The organism is Bradyrhizobium sp. USDA 4473 (assembly GCF_054063335.1).
The window spans coordinates 1,858,508-1,885,425 of sequence record NZ_JBSSGE010000001.1; the positions used below are offsets into that span (position 1 = coordinate 1,858,508).

Annotated in this window: 27 protein-coding genes; 15 read left to right on the forward strand and 12 right to left on the reverse strand. The window is 65.1% G+C overall.

Translation table 11 applies throughout. The features are described 5' to 3' along the window. Positions 1 to 5: 5 nt before the first annotated feature. Positions 6 to 896, reverse strand: a complete 891-nt coding sequence (locus ACVW17_RS08715) for a LysR family transcriptional regulator (protein WP_456751502.1) — start codon at positions 894 to 896, stop codon at positions 6 to 8. Positions 897 to 999: 103 nt separating this feature from the next. Between ACVW17_RS08715 and ACVW17_RS08720 the strand changes: the two genes are divergently transcribed. The 3 genes from ACVW17_RS08720 to ACVW17_RS08730 all read left to right on the forward strand — a co-directional run bounded on the left by ACVW17_RS08720 (position 1,000) and on the right by ACVW17_RS08730 (position 3,114). Continuing rightward, positions 1,000 to 1,863, forward strand: coding sequence for an SDR family oxidoreductase (locus tag ACVW17_RS08720; RefSeq protein ID WP_456751503.1), 864 nt, complete (start codon positions 1,000 to 1,002; stop codon positions 1,861 to 1,863). Positions 1,864 to 1,905: 42 nt separating this feature from the next. Then, on the forward strand, positions 1,906 to 2,379 hold the full coding sequence (locus tag ACVW17_RS08725; protein ID WP_456751504.1) for an SRPBCC family protein: 474 nt from the start codon (positions 1,906 to 1,908) through the stop codon (positions 2,377 to 2,379). A 66-nt stretch (positions 2,380 to 2,445) separates the two neighbouring features. After that, positions 2,446 to 3,114: an NAD(P)-dependent oxidoreductase gene (locus ACVW17_RS08730; protein ID WP_456797023.1), complete on the forward strand. Its 669-nt coding sequence runs from the start codon at positions 2,446 to 2,448 to the stop codon at positions 3,112 to 3,114. A 202-nt stretch (positions 3,115 to 3,316) separates the two neighbouring features. Here ACVW17_RS08730 and ACVW17_RS08735 read toward each other — a convergent pair whose 3' ends face one another. Further along, entirely contained in the window at positions 3,317 to 4,456 is a 1,140-nt protein-coding gene (locus ACVW17_RS08735) for a DUF2336 domain-containing protein (protein ID WP_456751505.1), read from the reverse strand. 106 nt (positions 4,457 to 4,562) lie between these two features. Then, on the reverse strand, positions 4,563 to 5,264 hold the full coding sequence (locus tag ACVW17_RS08740) for an RluA family pseudouridine synthase (RefSeq protein ID WP_456797024.1): 702 nt from the start codon (positions 5,262 to 5,264) through the stop codon (positions 4,563 to 4,565). A gap of 49 nt (positions 5,265 to 5,313) precedes the next feature. On the opposite strand from ACVW17_RS08740, the gene ftsY reads away from it, so the two are divergent. Both ftsY and ACVW17_RS08750 read left to right on the forward strand, forming a co-directional pair. Beyond that, a complete protein-coding gene (gene ftsY, locus ACVW17_RS08745) occupies positions 5,314 to 6,261 on the forward strand; it encodes a signal recognition particle-docking protein FtsY (RefSeq protein ID WP_456751506.1) in 948 nt (315 codons plus the stop codon). Positions 6,262 to 6,265: 4 nt separating this feature from the next. Further along, positions 6,266 to 6,865 carry a septation protein A gene (locus tag ACVW17_RS08750; protein WP_456751507.1) on the forward strand — a complete coding sequence of 200 codons (600 nt, stop codon included), beginning with the start codon at positions 6,266 to 6,268 and terminating at the stop codon, positions 6,863 to 6,865. A 67-nt stretch (positions 6,866 to 6,932) separates the two neighbouring features. Here the strand turns inward: ACVW17_RS08750 and ACVW17_RS08755 are convergent, their stop codons facing one another. The 6 genes from ACVW17_RS08755 to ccmA form a co-directional block, all read right to left on the reverse strand. Continuing rightward, a complete protein-coding gene (locus ACVW17_RS08755) occupies positions 6,933 to 7,310 on the reverse strand; it encodes a ComEA family DNA-binding protein (RefSeq protein ID WP_456751508.1) in 378 nt (125 codons plus the stop codon). A 170-nt stretch (positions 7,311 to 7,480) separates the two neighbouring features. Beyond that, entirely contained in the window at positions 7,481 to 8,074 is a 594-nt protein-coding gene (locus ACVW17_RS08760; RefSeq protein ID WP_456751509.1) for a DsbE family thiol:disulfide interchange protein, read from the reverse strand. Beyond that, positions 8,071 to 8,250 (reverse strand): heme exporter protein CcmD, encoded by a 180-nt coding sequence (gene ccmD / locus ACVW17_RS08765; protein ID WP_456751510.1) that lies wholly within the window; start codon positions 8,248 to 8,250, stop codon positions 8,071 to 8,073. The genes ACVW17_RS08760 and ccmD overlap by 4 nt, the downstream gene beginning before the upstream one ends. 4 nt (positions 8,251 to 8,254) lie before the next feature. Further along, positions 8,255 to 9,052, reverse strand: coding sequence for a heme ABC transporter permease (locus ACVW17_RS08770; RefSeq protein ID WP_456751511.1), 798 nt, complete (start codon positions 9,050 to 9,052; stop codon positions 8,255 to 8,257). 64 nt (positions 9,053 to 9,116) lie between these two features. Continuing rightward, complete coding sequence (gene ccmB / locus ACVW17_RS08775) at positions 9,117 to 9,785, reverse strand: heme exporter protein CcmB (protein ID WP_456751512.1); 669 nt, start codon at positions 9,783 to 9,785, stop codon at positions 9,117 to 9,119. 316 nt (positions 9,786 to 10,101) lie between these two features. Continuing rightward, a complete protein-coding gene (ccmA, locus tag ACVW17_RS08780; protein WP_456751513.1) occupies positions 10,102 to 10,704 on the reverse strand; it encodes a heme ABC exporter ATP-binding protein CcmA in 603 nt (200 codons plus the stop codon). A 251-nt stretch (positions 10,705 to 10,955) separates the two neighbouring features. On the opposite strand from ccmA, the gene acnA reads away from it, so the two are divergent. From acnA to ACVW17_RS08795, 3 genes are all read left to right on the forward strand, one after another. Beyond that, positions 10,956 to 13,676, forward strand: a complete 2,721-nt coding sequence (gene acnA / locus ACVW17_RS08785) for an aconitate hydratase AcnA (protein ID WP_456751514.1) — start codon at positions 10,956 to 10,958, stop codon at positions 13,674 to 13,676. A 228-nt stretch (positions 13,677 to 13,904) separates the two neighbouring features. Further along, positions 13,905 to 14,666, forward strand: coding sequence for a DUF1223 domain-containing protein (locus ACVW17_RS08790; protein WP_456751515.1), 762 nt, complete (start codon positions 13,905 to 13,907; stop codon positions 14,664 to 14,666). A 519-nt stretch (positions 14,667 to 15,185) separates the two neighbouring features. Continuing rightward, positions 15,186 to 15,557, forward strand: a complete 372-nt coding sequence (locus ACVW17_RS08795) for a DUF2794 domain-containing protein (protein ID WP_456751516.1) — start codon at positions 15,186 to 15,188, stop codon at positions 15,555 to 15,557. A gap of 183 nt (positions 15,558 to 15,740) precedes the next feature. On the opposite strand, the gene ACVW17_RS08800 is transcribed toward ACVW17_RS08795, so the two are convergent. The 3 genes from ACVW17_RS08800 to ACVW17_RS08810 form a co-directional block, all read right to left on the reverse strand. Continuing rightward, positions 15,741 to 16,532, reverse strand: a complete 792-nt coding sequence (locus ACVW17_RS08800) for a Bax inhibitor-1/YccA family protein (RefSeq protein ID WP_021078796.1) — start codon at positions 16,530 to 16,532, stop codon at positions 15,741 to 15,743. A 233-nt stretch (positions 16,533 to 16,765) separates the two neighbouring features. Further along, positions 16,766 to 19,363, reverse strand: coding sequence for an ABC transporter permease (locus ACVW17_RS08805; protein WP_456751517.1), 2,598 nt, complete (start codon positions 19,361 to 19,363; stop codon positions 16,766 to 16,768). Continuing rightward, entirely contained in the window at positions 19,360 to 20,079 is a 720-nt protein-coding gene (locus ACVW17_RS08810) for an ABC transporter ATP-binding protein (RefSeq protein ID WP_456751518.1), read from the reverse strand. The genes ACVW17_RS08805 and ACVW17_RS08810 overlap by 4 nt, the downstream gene beginning before the upstream one ends. Positions 20,080 to 20,134: 55 nt before the next feature. Between ACVW17_RS08810 and ACVW17_RS08815 the strand changes: the two genes are divergently transcribed. The 7 genes from ACVW17_RS08815 to sucD all read left to right on the forward strand — a co-directional run bounded on the left by ACVW17_RS08815 (position 20,135) and on the right by sucD (position 26,780). Beyond that, complete coding sequence (locus ACVW17_RS08815) at positions 20,135 to 20,806, forward strand: arylesterase (protein WP_456756378.1); 672 nt, start codon at positions 20,135 to 20,137, stop codon at positions 20,804 to 20,806. A gap of 167 nt (positions 20,807 to 20,973) precedes the next feature. Beyond that, positions 20,974 to 21,510 carry an RNA 2',3'-cyclic phosphodiesterase gene (gene thpR / locus ACVW17_RS08820; protein ID WP_456751519.1) on the forward strand — a complete coding sequence of 179 codons (537 nt, stop codon included), beginning with the start codon at positions 20,974 to 20,976 and terminating at the stop codon, positions 21,508 to 21,510. A 138-nt stretch (positions 21,511 to 21,648) separates the two neighbouring features. Then, positions 21,649 to 22,836 carry a cell division protein ZapE gene (zapE, locus tag ACVW17_RS08825; RefSeq protein ID WP_456751520.1) on the forward strand — a complete coding sequence of 396 codons (1,188 nt, stop codon included), beginning with the start codon at positions 21,649 to 21,651 and terminating at the stop codon, positions 22,834 to 22,836. 221 nt (positions 22,837 to 23,057) lie between these two features. After that, positions 23,058 to 24,026: a malate dehydrogenase gene (gene mdh, locus ACVW17_RS08830; RefSeq protein ID WP_021078790.1), complete on the forward strand. Its 969-nt coding sequence runs from the start codon at positions 23,058 to 23,060 to the stop codon at positions 24,024 to 24,026. 160 nt (positions 24,027 to 24,186) lie between these two features. After that, positions 24,187 to 25,383, forward strand: coding sequence for an ADP-forming succinate--CoA ligase subunit beta (sucC, locus tag ACVW17_RS08835; protein WP_456797025.1), 1,197 nt, complete (start codon positions 24,187 to 24,189; stop codon positions 25,381 to 25,383). Between the two features lie 2 nt (positions 25,384 to 25,385). Further along, on the forward strand, positions 25,386 to 25,862 hold the full coding sequence (locus tag ACVW17_RS08840) for a DUF1579 family protein (protein WP_456751521.1): 477 nt from the start codon (positions 25,386 to 25,388) through the stop codon (positions 25,860 to 25,862). A gap of 36 nt (positions 25,863 to 25,898) precedes the next feature. After that, entirely contained in the window at positions 25,899 to 26,780 is an 882-nt protein-coding gene (gene sucD, locus ACVW17_RS08845; protein WP_456797026.1) for a succinate--CoA ligase subunit alpha, read from the forward strand. Positions 26,781 to 26,918 lie beyond the last annotated feature (138 nt).

Genomic DNA, 26,918 nt, shown 5'->3' on the forward strand with positions numbered 1-26,918 from the left:
TCTGTTCAGTCGATGAAAGCCGCTAGCTCCTCGGGGGTCCCCGAGGGGAAGGCTTGCTTCAGAAACTCAAGGAATGCGGAGACCCGAGCGCTCAACAGCCGGCGTGAGGGATACAGCGTCCAGAGCGCGATGTCCGGTCCGTCGACGTCGCCCCAGTGGACGAGCTTGCCGGCGGCCAGGTCACGGCTGACGAGCGAGATGGGAAGCCGCGCAGCGCCAACGCCTGCGCGCACCGCATCGCGGACCATGATGAGAGACGACAGGCGAAGCGCCGGTCTGGTCTTGATCCGCAGATTGCGTCCCTGCGCCACCGCGTCCCAGCTGGCGTCCAGGTCGCTTACCCCGCGCGCCACGGTCGGAACAGCGACATCCGCCGTCGGACGGACGAGAGCGGGGCTCGCCACGACCACCAGCCGATCGCGCATAAATATCCGTCCGACGAGGCTTTCGTCCGGGTCCGGATTGACCCGGATCACGAGGTCGTAGCCTTCCTCGATCATGTCGACGGCGCGGTCTTCCGTGGTGATCTCGAGCCGCACCTCGGGATATTTCAGCGCGAACGCGGCCGCCAGCTTGCCCATCGCGGTCTGCGAAAACAGCAAAGGTGCACTGATCCGCAACCTGCCCCGCGGCTTGTCCGCGCCGGAGGCGATCGCGGAGGCGGTCTCGTCGAGCTCCGCGAGCAAGGCGCCGCTCCGTTCATGAAGCGCGCGTCCCTCCTCGGTGAGCTTCAATGCGTGCGTTCCCCGCTCGAACAGGCGCAAGTCGAGGCTGCTCTCCAGCTCGGAGACCCGGCGGGACAGGGTGGCCTTCGGGCGTCCGGAGGCCCGGGCGGCCTTTCCGAACCCGCCGTGGCGGGCGACCAGATTGAAATCGGCGAGCGCGAGCAGATCCATGTGTTCCACCAGTGGGACGGTCTGTCCAAACATAGCGTCTATCGATCCGAATGTGGATCACTAATTTCCGGGGTGCTGACCAACCCCCAACTGGAGTGACCCAATGACCATCCTCGTGACCGGTGCCACCGGAACGGTCGGCCGCAGCGTCGTCGAACACCTCGTCAAGCGCGGCGCCGACGTGCGCGCCCTGGTGCGCGACCCGGCCAAGGCAAGCCTCCCGGCCGGCGTCGCCGCCGCGAAGGGCGACCTGCTCGACGTCGACTCGCTGCGCGGCGCATTCGCGGGTATCTCGACGCTGTTTCTGCTCAACGCCGTGGTGCCTGACGAATTCACCCAGGCGCTGATTGCGCTCAACGTGGCGCGCGAGGCGGGAGTCGAGCGGCTCGTCTATCTCTCGGTGATCCACAGCGACGTCTACGTGAATGTGCCGCACTTCGCCGGCAAGTTCGGCATCGAGCGGATGATCGAGCAGATGGGCTTCAACGCCACGATCCTGCGCCCCGCTTACTTCATGAGCAACGAGCTCACGATCAAGGACGTGGTGACCGGATATGGCGTCTACCCGATGCCGATCGGCAGCAAGGGTCTCGCCATGATCGATGCGCGCGACATCGGCGAGATCGCCGCCATCGAGCTCATCCGCCGCGAGGCCTCCAATACGCCGCTCGACCGGATCAACCTGGTCGGTCCCGACACGCTGACCGGCGCGAAGGCCGCCGCCATCTGGTCGGACGTGCTCGGTCGAACGATCGCCTATCCCGGCGACGATACCGCCGCTTTCGAGAAGAACCTCCGGCAGTTCATGCCGAGCTGGATGGCGTTCGACATGCGGTTGATGAGCGAGCGCTTCCTCACGGACGGGATGCTGCCCGAGGCTGGCGACGTCGAGCGTCTGACCACGCTGCTCGGCCGGCCGCTGCGATCGTATCGCGACTTCGTTGCCGAGATCACGGCCGCCGCCTGAGGGCGGCGACACCACCCCATCACGACAATCAAGGATGAGGCCATGATCCATTCGACTGCCACCGTCCCGGTGAATCCGGGGGACGTGACTCCGCTGACCCGCGCCCAGATCTGGACCGGGCTGGTTCGCAAGGCGATGGACGCTCGGCTGTTTCTGCCGCCCAATCTCTGCACCCGCTGCGAAGTCGTGGAGGAAAGCGCGACGCACATTGTGCGTGAAGCGACCATCGCCGGCGATGACCTGCGCGAGATCGTCGTCTTCGAACCCGAGAAGAAGGTCACCTTCTTCCAGGCCGCAGGCCCGCGCGAAGGCGCCATCGTCAACGAGGTGTTCGAGGACGAGACCGGCGCGTTGCAGCTGCGGTTCTATTGCTACATCGGGTTGCGCGGGAAGCAGCCCTTCGGTCCGGAAGAGCAGGCCGAGCAGACGCAGTTCGACGGCGACAAGGGCTACAAGGCCGCGCTGCTCTCGACGCTGAAGCGGACCCGCGAACTGCTCGCGGAGGGCAAGCTCTGATCATCGCCAGTCATTCAACGGCGGGACAGCCTCACTGGAGGCGTCCCGTCAGCCACGGAGGCAGCCATGAACAATCCCATCAACGACAGCCCAAAGACTTCCCCCTCGAAAATACTGGTGCTCGGCGCGACCGGCGGCACCGGACGCCGGATCGTCGGCCGGGCGCAAGCCCGCGGTCACGAGGTCACCGCACTGGTGCGATCGCCCGACAAAGCGCGTCATCTCGAAGGTGCCAGGCTGGTCATCGGAGACGCTCGCGATGAAGCCGTGTTGCGCGCCGCGCTCAAGGACCAGGACGCCGTGATCAGCGCGCTCGGCACGCCGGCGAGCCCATTCGGCGAGGTGACGCTGCTCTCGACCGCGACACGTGCGCTCGTCAAGGCGATGAAAGCCGAGCGGGTGTCTCGCTTGGTTCTCATTACGGGCATTGGTGCCGGCGATAGTGCCGGGCACGGCGGCTTCCTGTTCGACAAGGCGATCTTCCCGCTGCTGCTGAAGAACGTGTACGCCGACAAGAACCGCCAGGAAGCCATTGTCAGGGACAGCGGCCTCGATTGGGTTCTGGTGCGTCCCTCCGTCCTGAACAACAAGCCCGGCAGTGGTTCGGTTCGCGCTCTGACGGATCTCTCCGGCTTCCATGGCGGAACCGTATCGCGCGACGACGTCGCGAGCTTCGTCCTCGACCAGCTGCAAACCAACACTTGGTTGCATCGCGCGCCTTTGATCACGTCGTGACTGCGGCTGCACTTCCGCGCATCGTCGTTCCGGTACGACGGCGCGGAATGCTGGGGTGCTGCCGTCTCCGAGTGCGCCGCGGCCGCTCGGCTCGGTACCCCTGTCTCTGGAATACTGGATCACCCGCTTTCGGGTAATGACACCCAATACCCTGTCTGACAGGTTGAATCGAAATCAAGTCGCGCCCTCGCGCGCGACGCCTTCAATGCGCGCGTCCGCCGGGCTTCGGAGGGTGTGCGCCGCGGACTTGCCAGAACCGCAGCAGGCGATCGGCATTTTCGCGGGTCAGTTTCGTGAACTGGCTCTTGGCTTTGGCGAGCTCGACCAGTCCCATGGAGCCGGTCGTGTAGCGGCATTCCATCACCGCGGCGGTGGTCTCCCAACTCAGGCCCGCGGCGCGGCACGGTACCAGCAGGCCTTCACTGCGCAGGCTCTGCATCAGCGAGCGGATCACCTCGATGCTCGACGGCGCAAGCTCCGCCAGCGCAACGATGGTCTCCTCATATCTTCGCTGTCTGGCGAAGCCGAGCAGGGCGGCCTCGTTGAGATCGCCGCCATCCCTGAGCTTCGCGATGTGGCGCTTCGCCGCGGTGAAATCGCGCACCTGCGACATGTCGCGCTCGACGCCGGCTGCGACCGCGGCGATCGCGTTCCGGATCTCCTCGAACAGATAGGGCGGGGCGCGTTCCAGCAAACGACCGCGAACCTCTTCGGTTGCATCGCGCAGCAGTTGAAGGCGGAGCTCCGAGGGCAGGTCGGCGCGGACGCCGGTCTGCACCGCGAGCACGGGATCGTGCTCGGCCTGCGCCAGGATGACCGCAAAGCCGCCCGGCGACAGCTTGGCGCCGGGATTGGTGACGAGACGATGACTGACGCTGGCAAAGCTGCGGGCCAACAGCGCGTCGGTGACGACTTCCTTCAACCACCAGCGGCCGGCGACGGCGAGCAGATGCTGCTCGCTCTTGGTCCGCGCGATCTCGACCAGGTCGTCCGCGCCGAGCCGCGAGGATTCCTGCAGGACCGGCCGGGCGATCCTGATCTCCTCATTGCTCGCGAGACGGCGAATGAGCGCGGGCGGGGCCTGGGCGATCGGCGCGAGCTGCTCGCTGATGTCGGTGAGCGCCATCCGGGCGCTGATGTCGGCGAGCGCGCGCAACTCGATGGTCTTCACCAGGCGATCGAGCACGTTGTCGAACAGCTCGACCTGCTCGCTGTTGAAGCTGCCGGCGGATGCGAGGAAGAGGCTGGTGACGCGCTTGGCCGTGGTGATGCATTTCGCGGCGGAGCCGGCGCGTATCGCAGCCTCGACCTCGTCGACAATTGCTTGCCCATCATTCAGCATTGCTCGTCCTGAGCCCGTCGCGGCGCGCTTTTTCTAAGCCGCCTGCAGGACTAGCGGATCGGGCTGAATGTTCCGTAAAGGATAATGGTCCGTAAAATCACGGTGGTCATTGCCCGTTCCAGCCGCAGGCCTTGAGCCGCGCCTGCATATGTTCGGGCGCCGGCGCGACGACATGCACCGGGTCCTTGTTGCGGGAGATCGGGATGCCGATCTCGCGGGAATGCAGATGCAGGGTCGGCTCGCCGAAACGCGGGCCGTTGCCATAGATATTGTCGCCGACGATCGGCCAGCCCATCGCCGAGGAATGCACCCGCAGCTGATGGGTGCGGCCGGTGACCGGCTCCATCGCGAGCCAGGCGAGACCATCGCCGCGCCCCAGCACCTTCCAGTTCGTGATCGCCTTCTGGCCGTCCGGGTCCGGCTTCTGCCACCAGCCGCGCTCGGCGTTGAGCCGGCCGAGCGGCATGTCGATGGTGCCTTCGTCCTCGGTGGGGCCGCCCTCGACCACGGTCCAATAGGTCTTCGCAATCTTGCTGTGCTTGAACAACAGCCCGAGCGAGGCGGTCGCCTTGCGGTGGCGTCCCAGGACGAGGCAGCCGGAGGTGTCCTTGTCGAGCCGATGCGCCAGCACCGGCGGTCGTGGCAGCCCGAACCGCAGCGCGTCGAACGAGGCCTCCAGATTGGGGCCGCCCTTGGGGCCGCGATGCACCGGCAGGCCGGCCGGCTTGTCGATCACCAGCATCAGCCCGTCGCGGTGGAGCACCCGCGCAAGGATTTCTTCCGCGGTCAATTGGTGAACATCGATCAATTCGTCGAGACTTTCGTTTGTGAGCCGAAACGGCTAACACGTCCGCGCCATGAACGATACCACTGCGGGAACTCCCAAACAGAGCTGGTGGCAGCGGCTGAAAGGCGGCCTGAAGCGGACCTCGAGTTCGATCGGGACCGCGGTTGCCGACCTCGTCACCAAGCGCAAGCTCGATTCGGCCATGCTCGATGACATCGAGGATGTGCTGCTGCGCGCCGATCTCGGGACCGATGTCGCGGTCCGCATCGCGGAGGCGGTCGGCAAGGGCCGCTACGACAAGGCGATCTCCGCCGACGAGGTCAAGGACGTGGTTGCGACCGAGGTCGAGAAGGTGCTGGCGCCGGTGGCGAAGCCGCTCGAGATCGATGGCTCGAAGCAGCCGTTCGTCATCCTGGTGGTCGGGGTCAACGGCTCCGGCAAGACCACGACGATCGGCAAGCTGTCGGCGAAATTCGCCGCCGAGGGCCGCAAGGTGATGCTCGCCGCCGGCGACACCTTCCGCGCCGCGGCGATCGAGCAGCTCAAGGTCTGGGGCGAGCGCACCAAGTCGCCGGTCATTGCCGGTGCCCAGGGCTCCGATTCCGCGAGCCTTGCCTTCAGCGCGCTGACCGCGGCCAAGGAGCAGGGGCGCGACGTGCTCTTGATCGACACTGCCGGCCGGCTGCAGAACAAGTCCGAGTTGATGAACGAGCTCGAGAAGGTCGTGCGCGTGATCAAGAAGGTCGATGCCTCGGCGCCGCACGCGGTGCTGCTCGTGCTCGACGCCACGGTGGGACAAAATGCGCTGTCGCAGGTCGAGGCGTTTCATCGTACGGCTGGCGTGACCGGCCTCGTGATGACCAAGCTTGACGGCACCGCGCGCGGCGGCATCCTGGTCGCGCTATCGGAGAAGCACAGACTGCCGGTGCATTTCATCGGCGTCGGCGAAGGCGTCGAGGACCTCGCGCCCTTCACGGCGAAGGATTTTGCCAAGGCGATTGCCGGGATCGAGAACTAGATTGATGGACAAGACCCAGCCGCATCCGCTGTTCAAGCTTGCGACCGAACTCGGGCCGCTGCTCGTGTTCTTCGTGGCGAACGCCAAGTACCATCTGTTCGTCGCGACCGGTGCTTTCATGGTCGCGATCGTCGCGGCGATGATCGCATCCTATGTGGTGACCAGGCATGTGCCGATCATGGCGCTGGTGACCGGCGCGATCGTGCTGGTGTTCGGCACCCTGACGCTGGTGCTGCACGACGAGACCTTCATCAAGGTCAAGCCGACCATCATCTACGGCCTGTTCGCAGCGGTGCTCGGCGGCGGGCTGCTGTTCGGCCGCTCCTTCATCGCCGTGATGTTCGACCAGATGTTCAATTTGACGCCGCAGGGCTGGCGCATCCTCACCATGCGCTGGGCGCTGTTCTTCGCCGGCATGGCTGTTCTCAACGAGATCGTCTGGCGCACCCAGACCACGGATTTCTGGGTGAACTTCAAGGTGTTCGGCGTGACGCCGCTGACCATGATCTTCGCCATCGCGCAGATGCCGCTGACCAAGCGCTATCACCTCGAGCCGGTCTCGCTGGAAACCAGCGAAGCGGACGCCGGCGACCTGCGGAAGTAGATCGAAACGCAGCGCGGGCGATTGCGCCGCGCTGCGTTCGAGGTCTCGGAGATCAACTGTTCAGCGTTCAGCTCTTCTGCTTGGCGATGATCTTGTCCTTGATCTTGTCGTAGGTCGCCTGCGGCAGGATCTGCTTCTGCACCAGTTCATCCTTGCCCTTGTAGGGACGGCCCTTGATGATCGCGGCCGAATAGGTCTTGCCGACGCCGGGCAGCGCGTCGAGCTGGTCGGCGGTGGCGCTGTTGACGTCGAGCAGGTCGTCCTTGGCCATCCCGGTCGTCTTGGCGTCGGGCGTCACAGCCTTCGGCGCGGGAGCCATCTTGTTGACGTCCGACTTGGTGGCGGGCGTGGCCGGCTGAACGCTCTGGGCCATCGACGGCGTCGCCGTCAGCATGCCGAGCGTGAGCGCGGTGGTGAGAAGTGAAGCGAGCGTGGTCTTGCGCATATGTCCCCTCCAGAGGAACGTTGATGTCAACGCTGCTGAGTTGGGGTTGCGTTCGTGGCGTTGCCGTGGCCGCGAAATGAACCGCGGATAAATGCGACGAAGTATTTTGCCGCAGGTATTTCTCCTCGTCATTCACCAGCGGTTCACAGCATCGCTGAATGACGATGCGCTTACTGTCCGGCGTGCAGCGCCTTCTCGATCTCGGCCTTCAGCACGGTGTTGACGTTGTCAGGGGTGACCGGCCCGACCAGCTTGTAGACGATCGTGCCCTCGCGTCCGACCAGGAAAGTCTCGGGCACGCCGTAGACGCCCCATTCGATCGAGGCGCGGCCGTTGCCGTCGACACCGACGATGCCGAACGGGTTGCCGTAGCGGCCGAGGAAGCGTCGCGCGTTCTCGGGCGAGTCCTTGTAGTTGATGCCGATGATCTGGAAGCGCTTGTCGCGGCCGAGCTCGGTCAGCAGCGGGGCCTCGTCATGGCAGGGCACGCACCACGACGCCCAGACGTTAACGACCGAGACCTTGCCCTTGAACGCGGCGGGATCGAGACCGGGGACCGGTGCGCCGTCCTTCACCAGCCCGTCGAGCGCCGGCAGCGCGGTCTGCGGCGCCGGCCGGCCGATCAGCGCCGACGGAATTTTCGAGGGATCGCCGCCGTAGAGCCGCAGCAGGAACAGGGCTGCCAGCCCCAGGAAGATCAGCAGCGGTAGCACCACCAGCAGGCGGCGGGCTTGCGGCGGGCTGTCGGTCGCCTGCTCGCTCATCTGATGTCCGCCGCGCTGCGGCCGGAGCGGCGGGTGATGCCGCTGGCCTCGATCTCCCTGAGGCGGGTCTGCTGGCGGCGATAGTCGGCGACGATCCAGACGATCAACAGCAGCACGACGGCTGCGACCAGCGCATAAGACGTCACGATGAAGGAGGCGTAGGGACCAAGCGACATCGCGTCACGCCGCTCCCTTGGGCGCGCTTCCGTCGCGCGAGCCGGCACCTGCTTCGCTCGCGAACGAGACGCGGCTCGCCTGGATCATCTGCAGGCTGCGCACGCGCCGGCGCAGGATCTCGTTGCGCATCGCCGCCAGATGCAACGTGATGAACAGCAGTGAAAACGCGATCGCCATCACCAAAAGCGGCCACAGGAACGCCTTGTCGAGGGTCGGGCCGCCGGCGCGAAACACCGAGGCCGGCTGATGCAGCGTGTTCCACCAATCGACCGAGAATTTGATGATCGGAATGTTGATGGCGCCGACCAGGGTTAGCACCGCCGCCGCCCGTGCCGCGCGCGACGGGTCTTCGACCGCACGCCACAGCGCGATCAGGCCGAGATACATCAGGAATAGGATCAAGACCGAGGTCAGCCGCGCATCCCACTCCCAATAAGTGCCCCACATCGGCCGGCCCCACAGCGAGCCGGTGACGAGCGCCAGGAAGGTGAAGGCGGCGCCGATCGGGGCTGCGGCTTTCGCGGCGACGTCGGCCAGCGGATGGCGCCACACCAGGGTGCCGAGCGCAGCCACGCTCATGACGCCCCAGACGAACATCGACAGCCACGCATTCGGGACATGGATGAACATGATCTTGACCGTGGCGCCCTGCTGATAGTCGTCGGGCGCCATCGCCGACTGGTAGAGCCCGATCGCGAGCAGCAGCGCGGTCGCGCCGGCGAGCCACGGCAGGATGCGCGCGGTCAGTGCCAGAAACCTGGTCGGATTGGCAAGGTCGGTCAGCGTCTCGGTCAGCTTCATGGCACCCTGATAGTCGTCCGCTGTGAACGAGGCAATTGGCCGAATTCCCCTCGGCGAGATTTGATCAGTCCAGCCCGTGCCGGAGGCTCGCGGCAGCGGCAAACGGGCCGATCACGAGGCTCGCCAGCGACAGCGCGCACAGGATCGAGAACGGTGTTTCAAAGGGGAGGGGACCCGAGAGCGCCGCCTGCGAGGCCGCGACGCCGAAGATCAGCACCGGGATCGACAGCGGCAGCACCAGCACCGCCAGCAGCAGTCCGCCGCGATGCAGCGTCACCGCCAGGGCCGCGCCGATCATGCCAGTGAAAGTCAGCGCCGGTGTTCCCGCCAGCAGCGTGGCGGCAACCGCCAGCGTCGCCGTGCCGTCGAGATTGAGCAGCAAGCCGAGCACCGGGGTTGCGATGATCAGCGGCAGGCCGGCGGCAAGCCAATGCGCCAGCGCTTTGGCCGCGCAGGCGAGTTCCAGCGGCGTCCGGCTCATCACGATCAGGTCGAGCGAGCCGTCCTCGTGGTCGGCCGTGAACAGCCGGTCGAGGGTGAGCAGGCTCGCCAGCAGTGCGCCGAGCCAGAGGATGGCAGGGCCGAGCCGCGACAGCAGCGCCAAATCCGGCCCCACCGCGAACGGCATCAGCACCGTGACGGTGAGGAAGAACAGCACCCCGATCAGCGCACCGCCGCCGACACGCAGCGCGATCCGGATATCGCGGCGGATCAATGCGCCCAGCGCGGTCATGTAAGAAATCCACTCTGCAGGAAGCTCCCGAAATCTCGCCGCGTACTCGCTGCGCTCCCTCCCCCCTTGCGGGGGAGGGCGGGGGAGAGGGGTGGCCCCGGGCGAGAGGATTGTTGGGAGTGCTGCTTTCGCAATCTCGGCCGTGCGTCGTTGAAGCGCACATCGATAGAGTCCGTCGTGTGGCACCCCGCTCCATAGCCGAAGCTTTGCTTCGGCGTCCTTTCAGTCAACGGCCGCCAAAGGCGGCCTATGCCCTCGCCCGCAAGGGGGGAGGGAACGGAGAGACCGGAGCTCAGCGTTGAGAAGTACAGCGGGTTCATGTCGCGCCTCCCATCCGCAGGTCGCGCGCATCGATGCCGAGCGGCAGATGGGTCGCCGCGACGATCAGACCGCCGCTGGCGAGATGGTCGCGCATCAGGCCGACGAACAGCGTCTGTCCGGCGGCATCGAGCGCCGAGGTCGGCTCGTCCAGCAGCCAGACCGGCCGCCGCACCGAGAGCAGGCGGGCGATCGACAGGCGGCGGCGCTGGCCGGCGGAAAGATACGCCGCCGGCAGATGCGCGGCGTGGTCGAGCGCCACGGCGGCAAGGCAGCGGCCGGCATCCTGCGTCTCGCCGCCGAGGAATTCCCGCCAGAAGGAAAGATTTTCCGCAACACTCAGCGCCGGCTTAAGGGCGTCGCGGTGGCCGAGATAGTGGGCCTGCTCGGGCAGGCTGAGCTCGGCGTCGCCGCCTTCGAGCGCGACCGAACCCTCGGCCGGAACCAGGAGCCCGGCGAGCACGCGCAGCAGCGAGGTCTTGCCGGCGCCGTTGGGGCCGGTGATGGCGAGCGCCTCGCCGGCCGCAGCCGACAGGTCGAGGCCGGAAAACACCTCGCGTCCGCCGCGCACGCATTTCAGATTTCGTCCGGAGAGCTGCATGGTTTGTCTTGTCACAGCCCTCTGAAATCTTTCGCTACCGCGTGAGAATTTTTGGGTCGCGCAACGCTGTCGCACGCTTGTCGGTGTGGCGGTGCTTCTAGAAAGGTTCTATAAGCCCGGAACTTGATGCAGCACACACAATCGGCGGCCGCAAGCCATCCAGGCCATCCCTTGGCCCGTGTTGGTCGCCGGTGTTTAGTTACCCTCGTAGTTACCCCTGCCGGGTATAACTGAAAATTGGGATTCCTCGCATGACCTCGCTCGACAGCTTCAAATGCCGCAAGACCATGAAGGTCGGCGGCAAGTCCTACGTCTATTACAGCCTGCCCCAGGCAGAGAAGAACGGACTGAAGGGGATTTCGAAGCTGCCGTATTCGATGAAGGTTCTGCTGGAGAACCTGCTGCGCAACGAGGACGGCCGCACCGTCAAGAAGGACGACATCGTTGCGGTGTCGAAGTGGCTGAAGAAGCGCCAGCTCGAGCATGAAATCGCATTCCGTCCGGCGCGCGTGCTGATGCAGGACTTCACCGGCGTTCCGGCCGTGGTCGATCTCGCGGCGATGCGCAACGCGATGCAGAACCTCGGCGGCGATGCCGAGAAGATCAACCCGCTGGTGCCGGTCGATCTCGTGATCGATCACTCGGTGATCGTCAACTTCTTCGGTGACAACAAGGCGTTCGCGAAGAACGTCACCGAGGAATACAAGCAGAACCAGGAGCGCTACGAGTTCCTGAAGTGGGGCCAGAAGGCGTTCTCGAACTTCTCGGTGGTGCCGCCCGGCACCGGCATCTGCCACCAGGTCAATCTCGAATATCTCGCGCAGACGGTGTGGACCAAGAAGGAGAAGATGACGGTCGGCAAGAAGACCGGCACCTTCGAGGTCGCCTATCCGGACTCGCTCGTCGGCACCGATTCGCACACCACGATGGTCAACGGCCTCGCCGTGCTCGGCTGGGGCGTCGGCGGCATCGAGGCGGAAGCCTGCATGCTTGGCCAGCCGCTGTCGATGCTGCTGCCCGAGGTGGTCGGCTTCAAGCTCAAGGGCCAGCTCAAGGAAGGCGTCACCGCGACCGACCTGGTGCTGACCGTCACCCAGATGCTGCGCAAGCTCGGCGTGGTCGGCAAGTTCGTCGAGTTCTTCGGCCCCGGCCTCGACTATCTCTCGGTCGCGGACAAGGCGACCATCGGCAACATGGCGCCCGAATATGGCGCGACCTGCGGCTTCTTCCCGGTCGATGCCGCGACCATCGATTACCTGAAGACCTCCGGCCGCAAGGCTGATCGCGTCAAGCTGGTGCAGGCCTACGCCAAGGCGCAGGGCCTGTTCCGCACCGCCAAGTCGGCCGATCCGGTATTCACCACCACGCTGACGCTCGACCTCGCCGACGTCGTGCCGTCGATGGCCGGACCGAAGCGCCCCGAAGGCCGGATCGCGCTGCCGGCGGTGTCGACCGGTTTCGCGACCGCGCTGGTCAACGAGTACAAGAAGCCCGAGGGTGAATCGAAGCGCTTCGCGGTCGAGGGCCGCAACTTCGATCTCGGCCATGGCGATGTCGTGATCGCCGCAATCACCTCCTGCACCAACACCTCGAACCCGAGCGTGCTGATCGGCGCCGGCCTGCTCGCGCGCAAGGCGGCCGCCAAGGGCCTGAAGGCCAAGCCGTGGGTGAAGACCTCGCTCGCGCCGGGCAGCCAGGTGGTGGCGGAATATCTTGCCAATTCCGGCCTGCAGGCCGATCTCGACAAGGTCGGCTTCAACCTGGTCGGCTTCGGCTGCACGACCTGCATCGGCAATTCCGGGCCGCTGCCGGAAGACATCTCGAAGTCGATCAACGAGAATGGCATCGTCGCCGCCGCCGTGCTCTCCGGCAACCGCAACTTCGAAGGCCGCGTCTCGCCGGACGTGCAGGCGAACTACCTCGCCTCGCCGCCGCTGGTGGTCGCGCATGCGCTCGCCGGCACCGTGACCAAGGACCTCGCGGTCGAGCCGATCGGCATCGGCAAGGACGGCAAGCCGGTGTTCCTCAAGGACATCTGGCCGACCGCCAAGGAGATCAACGCCTTCATGAAGAAGTACGTCACCGCGACGATCTTCAAGAAGAAGTACGCCGACGTGTTCAAGGGCGATACCAACTGGCGCAAGATCAAGACCACCGAAAGCGAGACCTATCGCTGGAACATGGGTTCGACCTATGTGCAGAACCCGCCCTATTTCGAAGGGATGAAGAAGCAGCCGGATCCGGTCACCGACGTGGTCGACGCCCGCATCCTGGCGATGTTCGGCGATAAGATCACCACCGACCACATCTCGCCGGCCGGTTCGATCAAGCTGACCTCGCCCGCCGGCAAGTTCCTCAGCGAGCACCAGGTGCGCCCCGCCGACTTCAACCAGTACGGCACGCGGCGCGGCAACCATGAAGTGATGATGCGCGGCACCTTCGCCAACATCCGCATCAAGAACTTCATGCTGAAGGGCGCCGACGGCAATATTCCGGAAGGCGGCCTGACCAAGCACTGGCCGGACGGCGAGCAGATGTCGATCTACGACGCCGCGATGAAGTATCAGGCCGAGGGCGTGCCGCTGGTGGTGTTCGCCGGCGCCGAGTACGGCAACGGCTCGTCGCGCGACTGGGCCGCCAAGGGCACCCGCCTGCTCGGCGTGCGTGCGGTGATCTGCCAGAGCTTCGAGCGCATCCACCGCTCCAACCTGGTCGGCATGGGTGTGCTGCCGCTCACCTTCCAGGACGGCACGTCGTGGTCCTCGCTCGGCCTCAAGGGCGACGAGAAGGTCACGATCCGCGGCCTGCAGGGCGATCTCAAGCCGCGCCAGACGCTGACCGCCGAGATCGTCTCCGCCGACGGGGCCAAGAAGGATGTCCCGCTGCTCTGCCGCATCGATACGCTGGACGAGCTCGATTACTATCGCAACGGCGGCATCCTGCACTACGTGCTGCGCAAACTCGCGGCCTAAGGGCCGTTTGTTGGAGTCTGGTCTCCGCGCAAACCCCTCGCGTTTGCCGCGAGGGACCATGCCTCAACGCGGATTTGTGATCGGTGGCTCACCGCTTAGTGAGTAGCGACCAAAAAGAAGGCGGCCTATGAAAAGGCCGCTTTCTCGCGTTTTGGGGCACGCAAGTTCAGGGACAGACTTCATGCTCCGTACAATTACGGATGGAAATCATCACGACTGGTTCGCAGTATGACAGCGATGATGGCCTATAATTCTATCTCGCGATGGTCCAGTGCGCTCGGTATCTGCGCGATCGTCGCAATCATCCGCCCCGCTCACGCCGATCCGCGTGCTGTCGTCGAACTCTTCACCTCGCAGGGATGCTCGTCCTGCCCGCCCGCGGACAAGATCATCGGTGATCTTGCGAAGGACCCCAACGTCATCGCGCTCAGCATGCCGATCGACTACTGGGACTATCTCGGCTGGAAGGATACGCTGGCCGACTCCCGGTTCAGCGCGCGTCAGAAAGCCTATTCGCATATGCGCGGCGATCGCGATGTCTACACGCCGCAGGCCGTGATCAACGGCTCCGCGCATGTGATCGGCAGCGATCGCGCCGGCATCGAGAGCGCGATCAAGGATACCGAGAAGGGCGGCAGCGTGATGTCGGTGCCGGTGACGATGACGCTGACCGGCAAGCAGATCAACGTGTCGGTCGCGGCATCGAAGTCGCCCGCCGCATCGCGCGGCGAAGTCTGGATCTGCTCGATCTCGAAGTCGGTGCCGATCTCGATCGCGCGCGGCGAGAACCGCGGCCGCGAGATCACCTACCACAATGTGGTGCGCAACCTCCTCAAGGTCGGTGACTGGAACGGGTCGTCCGGGAGCTGGACGGTGCCGCTGGAGAACATCACGCGCGAGGGCGTCGATGCCGCGGCGGTGTACGTCCAGGACGGCAATCGCGACAAGCCGGGCCCGATGCTCGGCGCCGCGTTCACCTCGCTTCACTAAGCTTCACGGGGCGCGCTTGCGTCGCATGGTTTGTCGCGCAGCCGAGCGACAGCGAACGTGCATCCAGTGATGTGCTGAAAGGAAGGACGCGAGGCTTTGCGCCTGCGTCTCGATCGTGCGCTATGCCGTAGGTCCCAAAAACAAAAAGGACCAACTTTCGTTGGCCCAGTGTTGGGATTTGACTCCCCTGCGAACAGGCCCGATCCCGACGGCCCCGGGGGGCTGGGGGCTGAGGAATCCGGAACCGAAAGGACCGGGCCAACGCAGGATTTTGTTTTCGCAAGGCAGCGGGGCGGGCGATTGGCGGAAGTGGGGCAGCAATATGATTCCGCTAACGTTCCCGTGACTCTCTGGTTTTTCGGACAATCCGTTGCGTCCAATAGTGGTTAAGGCCTGGTTGCGTTGCGAATGGCCCCTTGCAGGGCCCATCGCTTAGCGCAATCATGTCACTCTCGTGACGATCCCGAAGGGTGGACGGCATTCGGGTTCCGCCGTCACCGAGATGACAGGAGGCGCTCGATGAGTTTGATCTCGGAGGACACTGATCCGAGCGGGAGTCGCGCCGCGGCGCGTCCCGTCGCCGCGACCCCCCAGCCCAACCGCGTGACATTCAATCGACTTGAGCTCAACCGCATCCTCAATCTCTACGGCCGCATGGTCGCCGACGGCGAGTGGCGCGACTACGCGATCGACTTTCTGAAGGACCGCGCCGTGTTCTCGGTGTTCCGGCGTGCGTCGGAAATGCCGATCTACCGGATCGAGAAGGATCCCCGGCTGGCGCGCAAGCAAGGCATGTACAGCGTGATTTCGGCGACCGGTCTGATCCTGCGCCGTGGCCATGAACTCGAACGTGTGCTGCTCGCGATCGACCGCAAGCTGTCGCTGGTGTAGGCGTGGCAAGGCCGCGGCTTCGTAGCCCGGATGAAGCGGAGCGCAATCCGGGGCCGTTGTAACCGCGGATGGAGGAGTCCCGGATTGCGCTCCGCTCCATCCGGGCTACGCCATTCGGCCCGCCGAAAAGAAAAGCCCCGGCCAGATGGCCGGGGCTTCGATCGGTTGCCTTGCTCGAGGTGGTTAATCGCGCTGGCCGAGCAGCTGCAAGAGCAGCGTGAACAGGTTGATGAAGTTCAGGTAGAGCGACAGCGCACCCGTGATCGCCGCACGCTCTGCCATCACGCCACCCTGCGAGGCGTAACCGTAGATGTAGTCGTTCTTCAGCCGCTGGGTGTCCCAGGCGGTGAGGCCCGCGAACACCAGCACGCCGACCACCGAGACGATGAACTGCAGCGCCGAGCTCGCCAGGAACAGGTTGACCAGGCTCGCGATGATGATGCCGATCAGGCCCATGAACAGGAACGAGCCCATGCCGCTCATGTCACGCTTGGTGGTGTAGCCGTACAGGCTCAGCGCACCGAACGTCGCCGCGGTGATGAAGAACACGCGCACGATCGAGGTGTGCGTGTACACCAGGAAGATCGACGACAGCGACAGGCCCATCAGCGCCGAGAACACCCAGAACAGGAGCTGGGCGGTCGCGGGCTGCAAGCGGTTGATGCCGGCCGAGATGACGAACACCATCGCCAAGGGAGCGAGGATGAACAGCCACTTCAGCGGGCTCACGAACATCGCGTAGCCGAACTGCGTCAGATAGGCGTTGCCGAACTTGGCGACCGCGGCCGACTGGTCGGTGGTCACCGCGCCCATGTAGACGCCGAGCGCGGCCAGGCCGGTGATGGCAAGGCCGATGCTCATGTAGTTGTAGATGCGCAGCATGTAGGCGCGCAGACCGGCGTCGACGGCCGCAGCGTCAATGCGCCCGGCGGCCCGGCCGAAAGGAGAAGCGTAATTGCGGTCTAGGTCCGACATGGTCGAATTCCCGTGGTTGGTCCCGGTGGAGCGCAAGGGATTTGCGGCGCCGGTCGTAAATCTATCTCAGATGGCTCGGTTTGCGGAACATTAATTCCGTGTCATTCAGCCGGCCATCCGACCCGTTTGGTATGTGGGAAATTAACACATCCGACGCAAGCTTCCACGCGCGGCCGAATGTCGCTCTGGCCTAGCATGATAGGCAAAAACGGCGCTTTCGCCGCTACATATTGTCACAAATTCCGCAGCACCGAGGCCGGTTTCTGGTTCAGCGCGAGCAGCGTGCCGGCCAGCCCAAGCCCGACCGTGACGACCAGCGCGGCGAGCACGACCAGCGCGGCGCTGCCGGCCTGCCAGATGAAGCTCAGCGTCATCAGCCGCGTCACGATCAGCCAGGCCGCGACCGAACCGGCGATGACGCCGAAGATCGCGGTTGCAAAACCGATCATCAGATACTCCAGCGCGTAAGCGCCGAGCAATCGCGGCCGCGTCGCGCCGAGCGTCTTGAGGATCACGGCATCATAGACCCGGTGACGGTGCCCGGCCGCGAGCGCGCCGCCCAGCACCAGGATCGCCGAGATCAGCGTCACGGCGCTGGCGCCGCGGATCGCCAGCACGAGGTTGCTGACGACGCTGCCGACCGTCTCCAGCGCCTCGCGGACCCGCACGCTCGTCACCATCGGAAACGCATCGGCGACCTGCTTGATGATGCGCGCATCGTCGTCAGCGCCCGCCTGGGTCGAGCTTGCATGCGGCTCCGTCAGGGTGGCGACGTGGCTGTGCGGCGCGCCCTTGAAGGCGTTCGGCGAGAACACCAGCACGAAGTTGATGCCGAGGCCCTGCCAGTCGATGTTGCGCAGATTGGCGATCTTCGCCGGCACGTCGCGGCCGAGCACGTTGACCACGACCTCGTCGCCGATCTGCAGGGAGAGGCCGTCGGCGATCTTCTTCTCCATCGAGACCAGCGGAGGTCCGCTGTAGTCCGGGCCCCACCATTCGCCCTCGACGATCTTCGAGCCCTTGGGAATCTCGCCGGTATAGGTGAGGCCGCGGTCGCTTTGCAGCACCCATTCCGAATCGACCGACGACTTGAGCTGATCGGCCTTGACGCCGCGCGCGGCGACGATGCGCCCGCGCAGCATCGGCACGTCCTCGACGGTTGAGCCGGCGGCGATCTGACCCAGGAAGGCGGCAAAGCGGTCGGCCTCGGTGGAGGGGATGTCGATGAAGAAGAACGACGGCGCCCGCTCCGGCAGCGCGGCCAGGAATTGCCGGCGCAGATTGCCGTCGATCTGGGTGATGGTGACGAGCACCGCGAGCCCGAGCCCAAGCGACAGCACGACCGAAGGCGTCAGCGCGCCCGGCCGGTGGATGTTGGCGATCGCGAGCCGCAGCATGGTGATGCGGCTGCGCGGCAGCCGCCGCGCCACCGCCATCAGGATCTCGGCGATGCCGCGCAGCAGCAGGAACACTGCGATCGACGAGGCGACGAACACGGTGGCGACCCGCTTGTCATAGGCCAGCCCGATCGCAACGCCGATCAGCAATGCGATCACCACGGCCATCAGCGCGAGATAGCTCCAGCGCGGGCGATGCCACTCGCTGGTGACGGTTTCCCGGAACAGCGCGGCGACCGGCACGTCGTGGACCCTGCCGAGCGGCCACAGCCCGAACGCCAGCGCAGTGAGCTGGCCATAGATGAAGGAGAGCGCGAGCTCGTCGGGATGCAGCGCCGGCACCACCGGCAGCGGCAGCAGCTTGCCGAACAGGCCGACGATGACGAAAGGCAGCGCGGCGCCGAGCGCAAGCCCGATCACCGAGCCGATTCCGGCCAGCACCACGACCTGGGTGCAGTAGATCGTGAAGACGTCGCGGCCGGTGGCGCCGAGCGCCTTGAACGAGGCGATCACGTCGCGGCGGCGGTCGATATGGCTTTTCACTGCGTTGGCGACGCCGACGCCGCCGACCAGCAGGGCGGCAAGGCCGACCAGGGTCAGGAACTGGGTGAAGCGGTTGATGGTGCGTTCGAGCTGCGGCGAGGCGTTGCTGCGGCTGCGGACCTCCCAGCCGGCCTCCGGCGCCGCGGCCCGCGCGCCGTCGATCAGCGCGGTGGTGGCGCGATCGTCGTTGGCGCCGTCGGGCAGCTTCACCCGGTAGATCCAGCGTACCAGGCTGCCGGGTTGCAGCAGGTCGGTGGCGCGCAGGCTGGCTTCGCTGATCAGGAAGCGCGGACCGAGCCCGACGCCGCCGGCGAGCTTGTCGGGCTCGGCCGCCACCACGCTGCGGATCTGGTAGGTCGCGCTGCCGATGGTGACGCGGTCGCCGAGCTTGAGGTCGAGCCGCGCCAGCAAAGTCGAATCGGCAGCCGCGCCAAAAACGCCGTCGCGCTCGGCGAGCAGATCGGCGATAGGCATGCCGGGCTCGAGCGTCAGCTCGCCGAGCATCGGATATTTGCCGTCGACCGCCTTGAGCTCGACCAGCGCCAGCTTGCCGTCGCCACTGCGGGCCATCGCGCGCAGCGTGGCCGCAACCGAGACCTCGCCGCGGGTGCGCAGATACGCGACTTCGTCGGGCTTGGCCTCGCGCGAGATCAGCGAGAACGCGACGTCGCCGCCGAGCAGCGTGCGGCCCTCGCGCGACAGGCCGTCGCCGAGGCTCGCGGCGACCGAGCCGACACCGGCGATCGCCATCACGCCGAGCGCGATGCAGGCGATGAAGACATAGAACCCGCGCAGGCCGCCGCGCAGTTCGCGCAGCGCATAACGGAAGGCAAGCGACGACGCGCGGCCCTGGGTACGGACTTGCACCGCGACGTCGGACGCAATGCTCATGTGGCGGATTGTCCGTCGATGCGGCCGGAGCGCAGCCGCACCACGCGATCGCAGCGCTGCGCGAGCGCGAGGTCATGCGTCACCAGCACCAACGTCATGCCGCGCTCGGCGTGCTTGGTGAACAGCAGATCGACGATCTGCTTGCCCGTCGCCTCGTCGAGATTTCCGGTCGGCTCGTCGGCGACCAGGATCGCGGGATCCGGCGCCAGCGCGCGCGCGATCGCGACGCGCTGCTGCTCGCCGCCGGAGAGCTGCGTCGGATAGTGATGCAGCCGTTCGCCGAGCCCGACCGATTGCAGCTCCTGCGCGGCGCGCGCAGCCGCATCGGGATTGCCGGCAAGTTCGAGCGGCACCGCGACATTCTCCAGCGCCGTCATGGTCGGGATCAGATGGAACGACTGGAACACGATGCCGACCTGGCGGCCGCGGAAGCGCGCCAGCGCATCTTCATCGAGGGCATTGAACGAGGTGCCGTCGACGACCACTTCTCCGCTGTCAGGACGTTCAAGCCCCGCCATCACCATCAGCAAGGTCGACTTGCCCGAGCCCGACGGGCCGATCAGGCCGATCGCCTCGCCCGCTGCCACACGAAGGCTGATATCTTTCAGGATATGAACCCGTGCCGCGCCGGTGCCGAGCGAGAGATTGACGTTCCTGACGGCAATGGTGTCCGGCTCGACGTCGGTCAGTGAAGAGGATGCGATGAGACTGTCCATGGTTCGGTCATATGGCACTTCCGCAGCTGCGGTCGAGGGCCGGTTGAGAATTGTCGTGCACATACTCGTGTTGCTTATGGGCTTGATGACGGCGGCAAGCGCGCAGACGCCGGGATCTGGGGACGGAGCCGACAAAGGCCCGGCGCAAGGCTCCGTGAAACCGATCAAGATGGTGGTCCTGGGCGATTCCCTGAGCGCCGGTTACGGTCTCCCGGGCCCGGCGGCATTTCCGGTTCGGCTGCAAAAAGCCTTGGAAGCCAAGGGGATAAAGGTCGATATGACCAATGCGGGGGTGTCCGGCGATACCGCCTCCGGCGGCCGCGAGCGGCTCGACTGGTCGGTCGCCGATGGAACCGATGCGGTGATCGTCGAACTCGGTGCCAATGATGCCCTGCGCGGCATCGATCCCGCGGTGACGCGTGCCGCGCTCTCCGACATCATCACAAAGTTGCAGGCGCGCAAGATTGCCGTGCTCTTGTGCGGCATGCTTGCGCCGCCGAACTATGGCAGTGAGTATGCAGCGAAGTTCAACGCGATCTATCCGGATTTGGCGAAATCCCTCGGCGTACCGCTTTATCCGTTCTTCCTCGATGGCGTTGCTGCTAATCAGAAGTTCAACCAGGCCGACGGCATGCATCCGACGGCGGAAGGTGTGGACATCGTTGTGAAGAATATCCTGCCCACGGTGGAGGCACTTCTCGGCGCATTATCCGGGCAACGCAGTTGAAACGCAGGCAGTGCGCCGTGTCGGGTCCGTAGGTTTACGAGCTGTTAACGGGTCATGCTTCGCAGAGTCACATATCTCGGGTACAAATAGGCATCGGTGATTCGTCGCCGGGCTTGTTACAGGGTGCGGGCTCCCAAAACCCGCGCCAAGCATCGAGGATTAAAGCGATGCCGCGTCTGTTCACTGGTCTGGAAATTCCGGCCGATATCGGCCAATCCCTCTCCAGCTTGCGTGGTGGCCTTCCCGGCGCTCGCTGGATCGATCCCGAAAATTATCACGTCACCCTGCGCTTCATCGGCGATATCGACGGCCTCTGGGCCAACGAGATCGCGACGATGCTGTTTCGGGTGAACCGCAAACCGTTCGAGGTCAAATTGCAGGGCCTGTCGAGCTTCGGCGGACGCAAGCCGCGCGCGGTGGTTGCCGCCGTCGAGCCCAGCCGGCCGTTGATCGAACTGCAAGCCGAGCTCGAGCGGATGATGCAGCGGATGGGGCTCGATCCCGAGGGCAGGAAATTCACGCCACATGTCACGCTCGCGCGTCTGCATGATGCATCGAGCCGGGACGTCGCGGACTATCTGTCGGTGCGCGGCTACTTCCCGAGCCGCAGCTTCATGGCGGACCGCTTCGTGCTGTTCTCGTCGCGCGCGTCGACAGGCGGCGGCCCTTACGTGGTCGAGGATTCCTACGACCTCTGCGCGTAAGGGCTCGCAGATCGTGGTGCCAGGCACCTGGCAAGGCCGTGTGGCCGGCCGTGGTATGCAAGGGTTCGCGCTTGCATACCCCAATGGCACAATTCACGGCTTGCAATTTGTCGCGCAGTAGGGCCGTAAGGTGGGCCCATGCTGTCCACCTCGCCCAGTTCCTTTCTCGAGCACTACAAAGCCCTGGTCGCCTCCGGCGCGATCGAGGCTGATCCCGCGCAGGCCCGCGCTGCCGATGCGTTCGGCGCGCTGGAGGAGCGGCTCGCGAGCTACAAGCCGCAGCGCAAGCAGGGCCTGTTCGGCCGGCTGTTCGGCGGCGACAAGGACGACAAGCCGCCGCGCGGTCTCTACGTCCATGGCGAGGTCGGCCGCGGCAAGACCATGCTGATGGATCTGTTCTTCCAGCAGAGCCCGGTCGAGCACAAGCGCCGCGCGCATTTCCACGAATTCATGGCCGAGGCACATGAGCGGATCTACGGCTATCGTCAGCAGATCGCGCGCGGCGAGATTGCAGACGGCGACGTGATCGCGCTCACCGCGCAGGCGATCTTCGACGAGGCCTGGCTGCTCTGCTTCGACGAATTCCACGTCACCGACATCGCGGACGCGATGATCCTCGGGCGGCTGTTCGCGAGGCTGTTCGATCTCGGCACCGTCGTGGTCGCGACCTCGAACGTCGCGCCTGAGGATCTCTACAAGGGCGGCCTCAATCGCGCGCTGTTCCTGCCGTTCATCGCGCAGATCTCCGACCATATGGACGTGCTGCGGCTCGATGCGCGCACCGATTTCCGGCTGGAAAAACTGTTCGGCGTCAAGATGTGGCTGGTGCCGGCGGATCAAGCCGCCGATGCCGAGCTCGACGCGGCCTGGCGCAAGATGACCGGCAATGCGCCGTGCAAGGCGCGCGACATCGCGATCAAGGGACGTGTGCTGCACGTGCCGTGCTCGTCGCACGGCGTCGCGCGGTTCAGCTTTGCCGAGATCTGCGAGAAGCCGCTTGCCGCCTCCGACTATCTGAGGCTGGCGCACGACTACCACACCATCCTGATCGACCACGTTCCGGTGATGGACTACGCCGAGCGCAACGCCGCCAAGCGCTTCATCTCGCTGATCGACACGCTCTATGACAATGCCGTGAAGCTGATGGCCTCGGCGGCAGCCGATCCGGTGTCGCTGTACCTTGCCGACGACGGCGTCGAGGCGATGGAGTTCAAGCGCACGGCCTCGCGCCTGATCGAAATGAGCTCGGAATCCTATTTGGCGCTGCCGCACGGCCGGAAGGATTCTTCCGCAAGCGGCGCGACGACCGGGCTGGTCGAGACCTGAAATCCAGCTCGAAATTCGCTCTTGCGCGTGGCCCGGTTCGGAGCAACTTTTCGTGTCTCCGGGAGGATGCTGCTGGCATGCCTGATCGAATTGCAGGCAGGGTCCGCAATCGGGGCAGGCCCGCGACTTGCAGGCCGACTTGAATGGATCATTCGAAAGGGATAACCACCCTTGCAACCGACTTCCCTCCCTCCTGCACCAGTTCAAAGGACTGATTTCCCATGGCACGCGACAAGATTGCACTGATTGGCTCCGGACAGATCGGCGGAACGCTGGCGCACCTCGTCGGCCTCAAGGAGCTCGGAGACGTCGTGCTGTTCGATATCGCCGAGGGCGTGCCGCAGGGCAAGGCACTCGACATCGCGCAGTCGTCGCCGGTCGACGGCTTCGACTCCAACCTGGTCGGCGCCAATTCCTATGAAGCGCTCGACGGCGCCAAGGTCTGCATCGTCACCGCCGGCGTGCCGCGCAAGCCCGGCATGAGCCGCGACGATCTCCTCTCGATCAACCTCAAGGTCATGGAGCAGGTCGGCGCCGGCATCAAGAAGTACGCGCCGGACGCCTTCGTCATCTGCATCACCAACCCGCTGGACGCGATGGTCTGGGCGTTGCAGAAGGCCTCGGGCCTGCCGCACAAGAAGGTGGTCGGCATGGCCGGCGTGCTCGACTCCGCGCGCTTCCGCTATTTCCTGGCCGACGAATTCAACGTCTCGGTCGAAGACGTCACCGCCTTCGTGCTCGGCGGCCACGGCGACACCATGGTGCCGCTGACCCGCTACTCGACGGTTGCCGGCATTCCGCTGCCCGACCTCGTCAAGATGGGCTGGACCTCGCAGGCGCGCATCGACGAGATCGTCGACCGCACCCGCAACGGCGGCGCCGAGATCGTCAATCTGCTCAAGACCGGTTCGGCCTTCTACGCGCCGGCCGCATCCGCGATCGCGATGGCCGAGAGCTATCTGAAGGACAAGAAGCGCGTGCTGCCCTGCGCCGCCTATCTCAACGGCGAGTACGGCGTGAAGGACATGTATGTCGGCGTGCCCACCGTGATCGGCTCCAAGGGTGTCGAGCGCGTCGTCGAGATCGAGCTTGCCGGCAAGGACCGCGAAGCGTTCGACAAGTCGGTCGGCGCGGTGCAGGGCCTGGTCGACGCCTGCAAGAAGATCGCGCCCGATCTGCTCGGCAAGTAATCGCGTTCGGCAATCGCCCGATAGGCGATTTCGATCGCCTGTCGGGCGCAAGGTGATGAAATTCCGGCGGATTTTGTAGTTGCGCGCGCTTTGGTATATGGTATGCCAGCGTCAAGTCTGACGCGAAGTTCGGCGCACGAGGGTTTGGGAGCCTCTTTCCATGAATATCCATGAATACCAGGCCAAGGCACTGCTGCACGAATTCGGCGTGCCGATCTCGCGTGGCGTCGCGGTGCTGAAGCCGGAAGACGCCGACGCGGCGGCCAAGCAGCTCCCCGGCCCGATCTGGGTGGTGAAGAGCCAGATCCATGCCGGCGGCCGCGGCAAGGGCAAGTTCAAGGAAGCATCCGCCGGCGACAAGGGCGGCGTCCGCATCGCCAAATCGGTCGCCGAGGTCGACGAATTCGCCAAGCAGATGCTCGGCGCGACGCTGGTCACGGTGCAGACCGGCCCGCACGGCAAGCAGGTCAACCGCCTCTACATCGAGGAAGGCTCCGACATCGACAAGGAGTTCTACCTCTCGATCCTGGTCAATCGCGAGACCTCGGAAATCTCCTTCGTGGTGTCGACCGAAGGCGGCGTCAACATCGAGGACGTCGCGCATTCGACCCCGGAAAAGATCATCTCCTTCTCGGTCGATCCCGCCACCGGGATCATGCCGCACCACGGCCGCACCGTCGCCGAGGCGCTGAAGCTGAAGGGCGATCTCGCCAAGCAGGCCGAGAAGCTGACGGCCCAGCTCTATAATGCCTTCGTCGCCAAGGATATGGCGATGCTCGAGATCAATCCGCTCGTCGTCACCAAGCAGAGCCAGCTCCGCGTGCTCGACGCCAAGGTGTCGTTCGACAGCAACGCGCTGTACCGCCACCCGGACGTGGTCGCGCTGCGCGACGAGACCGAGGAAGACGCCAAGGAGATCGAGGCGTCGAAATACGACCTCAACTACGTCGCGCTCGACGGTACGATCGGCTGCATGGTCAACGGCGCCGGCCTCGCCATGGCGACGATGGACATCATCAAGCTGTACGGCATGGAGCCGGCGAACTTCCTCGACGTCGGCGGCGGCGCCAGCGTCGAGAAGGTCGCAGCCGCCTTCAAGATCATCACCGCCGATCCGAACGTGAAGGGCATCCTGGTCAACATCTTCGGCGGCATCATGAAGTGCGACGTGATCGCCGAGGGCGTGGTCGCCGCGGTGAAGCAGGTCGGCCTCAAGGTGCCGCTGGTGGTGCGTCTTGAAGGCACCAATGTCGAGCTCGGCAAGAAGATCATCCGCGACAGCGGTCTCAATGTCCTGGCTGCCGACAATCTCGACGACGCCGCGCAGAAGATCGTGAAAGCCGTCAAGGGAGGCTAACGATGGCCGATCATCTCGACGCCCCGACGCCGCTGGATGAACACCGCAAGCTTGCGGTCTTCGCGGGCGAGTGGAACGGCGAAGAGATGGTCTATCCGTCGCGCTGGACCGCGGGCGGTCCGGCCACCTCGCATGTCGTTGCGCGCATCGCGCTCAACGGCTTCTACCTGATCCAGGACAGCGTGCAGACCCGCGACGGCAAGGAGAGCTTCGCCACCCACGGCGTCTTCACCTACGACCGCGAGGATCGCGCCTACCGGTTGTTCTGGCACGATTCGCTCGGCTACTACCCGCCGTCGCCGGCCTCCGGCGGCTGGGCGGGCAAGTCGCTGATCCTGGTGCGCGGCTCGCTGCGCGGCAATGCCCGTCACGTCTACGAGGTCGTCGACGACAACACCTACACCATGAAGATCCAGTTCTCGCCTGACGCGGAAGGGTGGGCCGACGTGCTCACCGGCGTGTACCGGCGTATCCACTAAACCCTTCACCGCTGTCTCGCGAAAGCATCTCGAACCATGTCCATTCTGATCGACAAGAACACCAAGGTCATCTGTCAGGGCTTCACCGGCAAGAACGGCACGTTCCATTCGGAAGCGGCGATCGCTTACGGCACCAAGATGGTCGGCGGCGTTGCGCCCGGCAAAGGCGGCTCGACCCATCTCAATCTGCCGGTGTTCGACACCGTCGCCGAGGCGCGCGCCAAGACCGGCGCGGATGCCAGCGTGGTCTATGTGCCGCCGCCCGGCGCGGCGGACGCGATCTGCGAGGCGATCGACGCCGAGATCCCGCTGATCGTCTGCATCACCGAGGGCATCCCGGTGCTCGACATGGTGCGCGTGAAGCGCTCGCTGTCCGGCTCGAAGTCGCGGCTGATCGGGCCGAACTGCCCCGGTGTGATGACCGCCGGCGAATGCAAGATCGGCATCATGCCGGCCAACATCTTCAAGCCCGGCTCGGTCGGCATCGTCTCCCGCTCCGGCACCCTGACCTATGAGGCGGTGTTCCAGACCACCCAGGAAGGCCTCGGACAGACCACCGCAGTCGGCATCGGCGGCGACCCGGTCAAGGGTACCGAATTCATCGACGTGCTGGAAATGTTCCTGGCCGACGAGAACACCAAATCGATCGTCATGATCGGCGAGATCGGCGGTTCCGCCGAGGAGGATGCCGCCCAGCTCCTCAAGGACGAGGCCAAGCGCGGCCGCAAGAAGCCGATGGTCGGCTTCATTGCCGGTGTCACCGCACCTCCCGGCCGCCGCATGGGCCATGCCGGCGCGATCATCTCGGGCGGCAAAGGCGACGCCGGTTCCAAGACTGCGGCGATGGAAGCGGCCGGCATCAAGGTTTCGCCGTCGCCGGCGCGGCTCGGGCATACGCTCGCCGAGATGCTGAAGTAACCGCCGCCACGCGGAACTTACCTGGATCACGACATGGTTCCGGCGGGATTTCCGTCCGGAACCACATCTATTTGAGCATGTTAACGGCGCGGCGGCCGCTCGATAAGAATTGAAAATATATTCATTTCTTAGTTCTTT

Excerpts from the sequence above, each read along its gene's own strand:
- ACVW17_RS08715 (WP_456751502.1), bottom strand. The coding sequence starts at position 896 with ATGGATCTGCTCGCGCTCGCCGATTTCAATCTGGTCGCCCGCCACGGC.
- ACVW17_RS08720 (WP_456751503.1), top strand. The coding sequence starts at position 1,000 with ATGACCATCCTCGTGACCGGTGCCACCGGAACGGTCGGCCGCAGCGTC.
- ACVW17_RS08725 (WP_456751504.1), top strand. The coding sequence starts at position 1,906 with ATGATCCATTCGACTGCCACCGTCCCGGTGAATCCGGGGGACGTGACT.
- ACVW17_RS08730 (WP_456797023.1), top strand. The coding sequence starts at position 2,446 with ATGAACAATCCCATCAACGACAGCCCAAAGACTTCCCCCTCGAAAATA.
- ACVW17_RS08735 (WP_456751505.1), bottom strand. The coding sequence starts at position 4,456 with ATGCTGAATGATGGGCAAGCAATTGTCGACGAGGTCGAGGCTGCGATA.
- ftsY (WP_456751506.1), top strand. The coding sequence starts at position 5,314 with ATGAACGATACCACTGCGGGAACTCCCAAACAGAGCTGGTGGCAGCGG.
- ACVW17_RS08750 (WP_456751507.1), top strand. The coding sequence starts at position 6,266 with ATGGACAAGACCCAGCCGCATCCGCTGTTCAAGCTTGCGACCGAACTC.
- ACVW17_RS08755 (WP_456751508.1), bottom strand. The coding sequence starts at position 7,310 with ATGCGCAAGACCACGCTCGCTTCACTTCTCACCACCGCGCTCACGCTC.
- ACVW17_RS08760 (WP_456751509.1), bottom strand. The coding sequence starts at position 8,074 with ATGAGCGAGCAGGCGACCGACAGCCCGCCGCAAGCCCGCCGCCTGCTG.
- ccmD (WP_456751510.1), bottom strand. The coding sequence starts at position 8,250 with ATGTCGCTTGGTCCCTACGCCTCCTTCATCGTGACGTCTTATGCGCTG.
- ACVW17_RS08770 (WP_456751511.1), bottom strand. The coding sequence starts at position 9,052 with ATGAAGCTGACCGAGACGCTGACCGACCTTGCCAATCCGACCAGGTTT.
- ccmB (WP_456751512.1), bottom strand. The coding sequence starts at position 9,785 with ATGACCGCGCTGGGCGCATTGATCCGCCGCGATATCCGGATCGCGCTG.
- ccmA (WP_456751513.1), bottom strand. The coding sequence starts at position 10,704 with ATGCAGCTCTCCGGACGAAATCTGAAATGCGTGCGCGGCGGACGCGAG.
- acnA (WP_456751514.1), top strand. The coding sequence starts at position 10,956 with ATGACCTCGCTCGACAGCTTCAAATGCCGCAAGACCATGAAGGTCGGC.
- ACVW17_RS08790 (WP_456751515.1), top strand. The coding sequence starts at position 13,905 with ATGACAGCGATGATGGCCTATAATTCTATCTCGCGATGGTCCAGTGCG.
- ACVW17_RS08795 (WP_456751516.1), top strand. The coding sequence starts at position 15,186 with ATGAGTTTGATCTCGGAGGACACTGATCCGAGCGGGAGTCGCGCCGCG.
- ACVW17_RS08800 (WP_021078796.1), bottom strand. The coding sequence starts at position 16,532 with ATGTCGGACCTAGACCGCAATTACGCTTCTCCTTTCGGCCGGGCCGCC.
- ACVW17_RS08805 (WP_456751517.1), bottom strand. The coding sequence starts at position 19,363 with ATGAGCATTGCGTCCGACGTCGCGGTGCAAGTCCGTACCCAGGGCCGC.
- ACVW17_RS08810 (WP_456751518.1), bottom strand. The coding sequence starts at position 20,079 with ATGGACAGTCTCATCGCATCCTCTTCACTGACCGACGTCGAGCCGGAC.
- thpR (WP_456751519.1), top strand. The coding sequence starts at position 20,974 with ATGCCGCGTCTGTTCACTGGTCTGGAAATTCCGGCCGATATCGGCCAA.
- zapE (WP_456751520.1), top strand. The coding sequence starts at position 21,649 with ATGCTGTCCACCTCGCCCAGTTCCTTTCTCGAGCACTACAAAGCCCTG.
- mdh (WP_021078790.1), top strand. The coding sequence starts at position 23,058 with ATGGCACGCGACAAGATTGCACTGATTGGCTCCGGACAGATCGGCGGA.
- sucC (WP_456797025.1), top strand. The coding sequence starts at position 24,187 with ATGAATATCCATGAATACCAGGCCAAGGCACTGCTGCACGAATTCGGC.
- ACVW17_RS08840 (WP_456751521.1), top strand. The coding sequence starts at position 25,386 with ATGGCCGATCATCTCGACGCCCCGACGCCGCTGGATGAACACCGCAAG.
- sucD (WP_456797026.1), top strand. The coding sequence starts at position 25,899 with ATGTCCATTCTGATCGACAAGAACACCAAGGTCATCTGTCAGGGCTTC.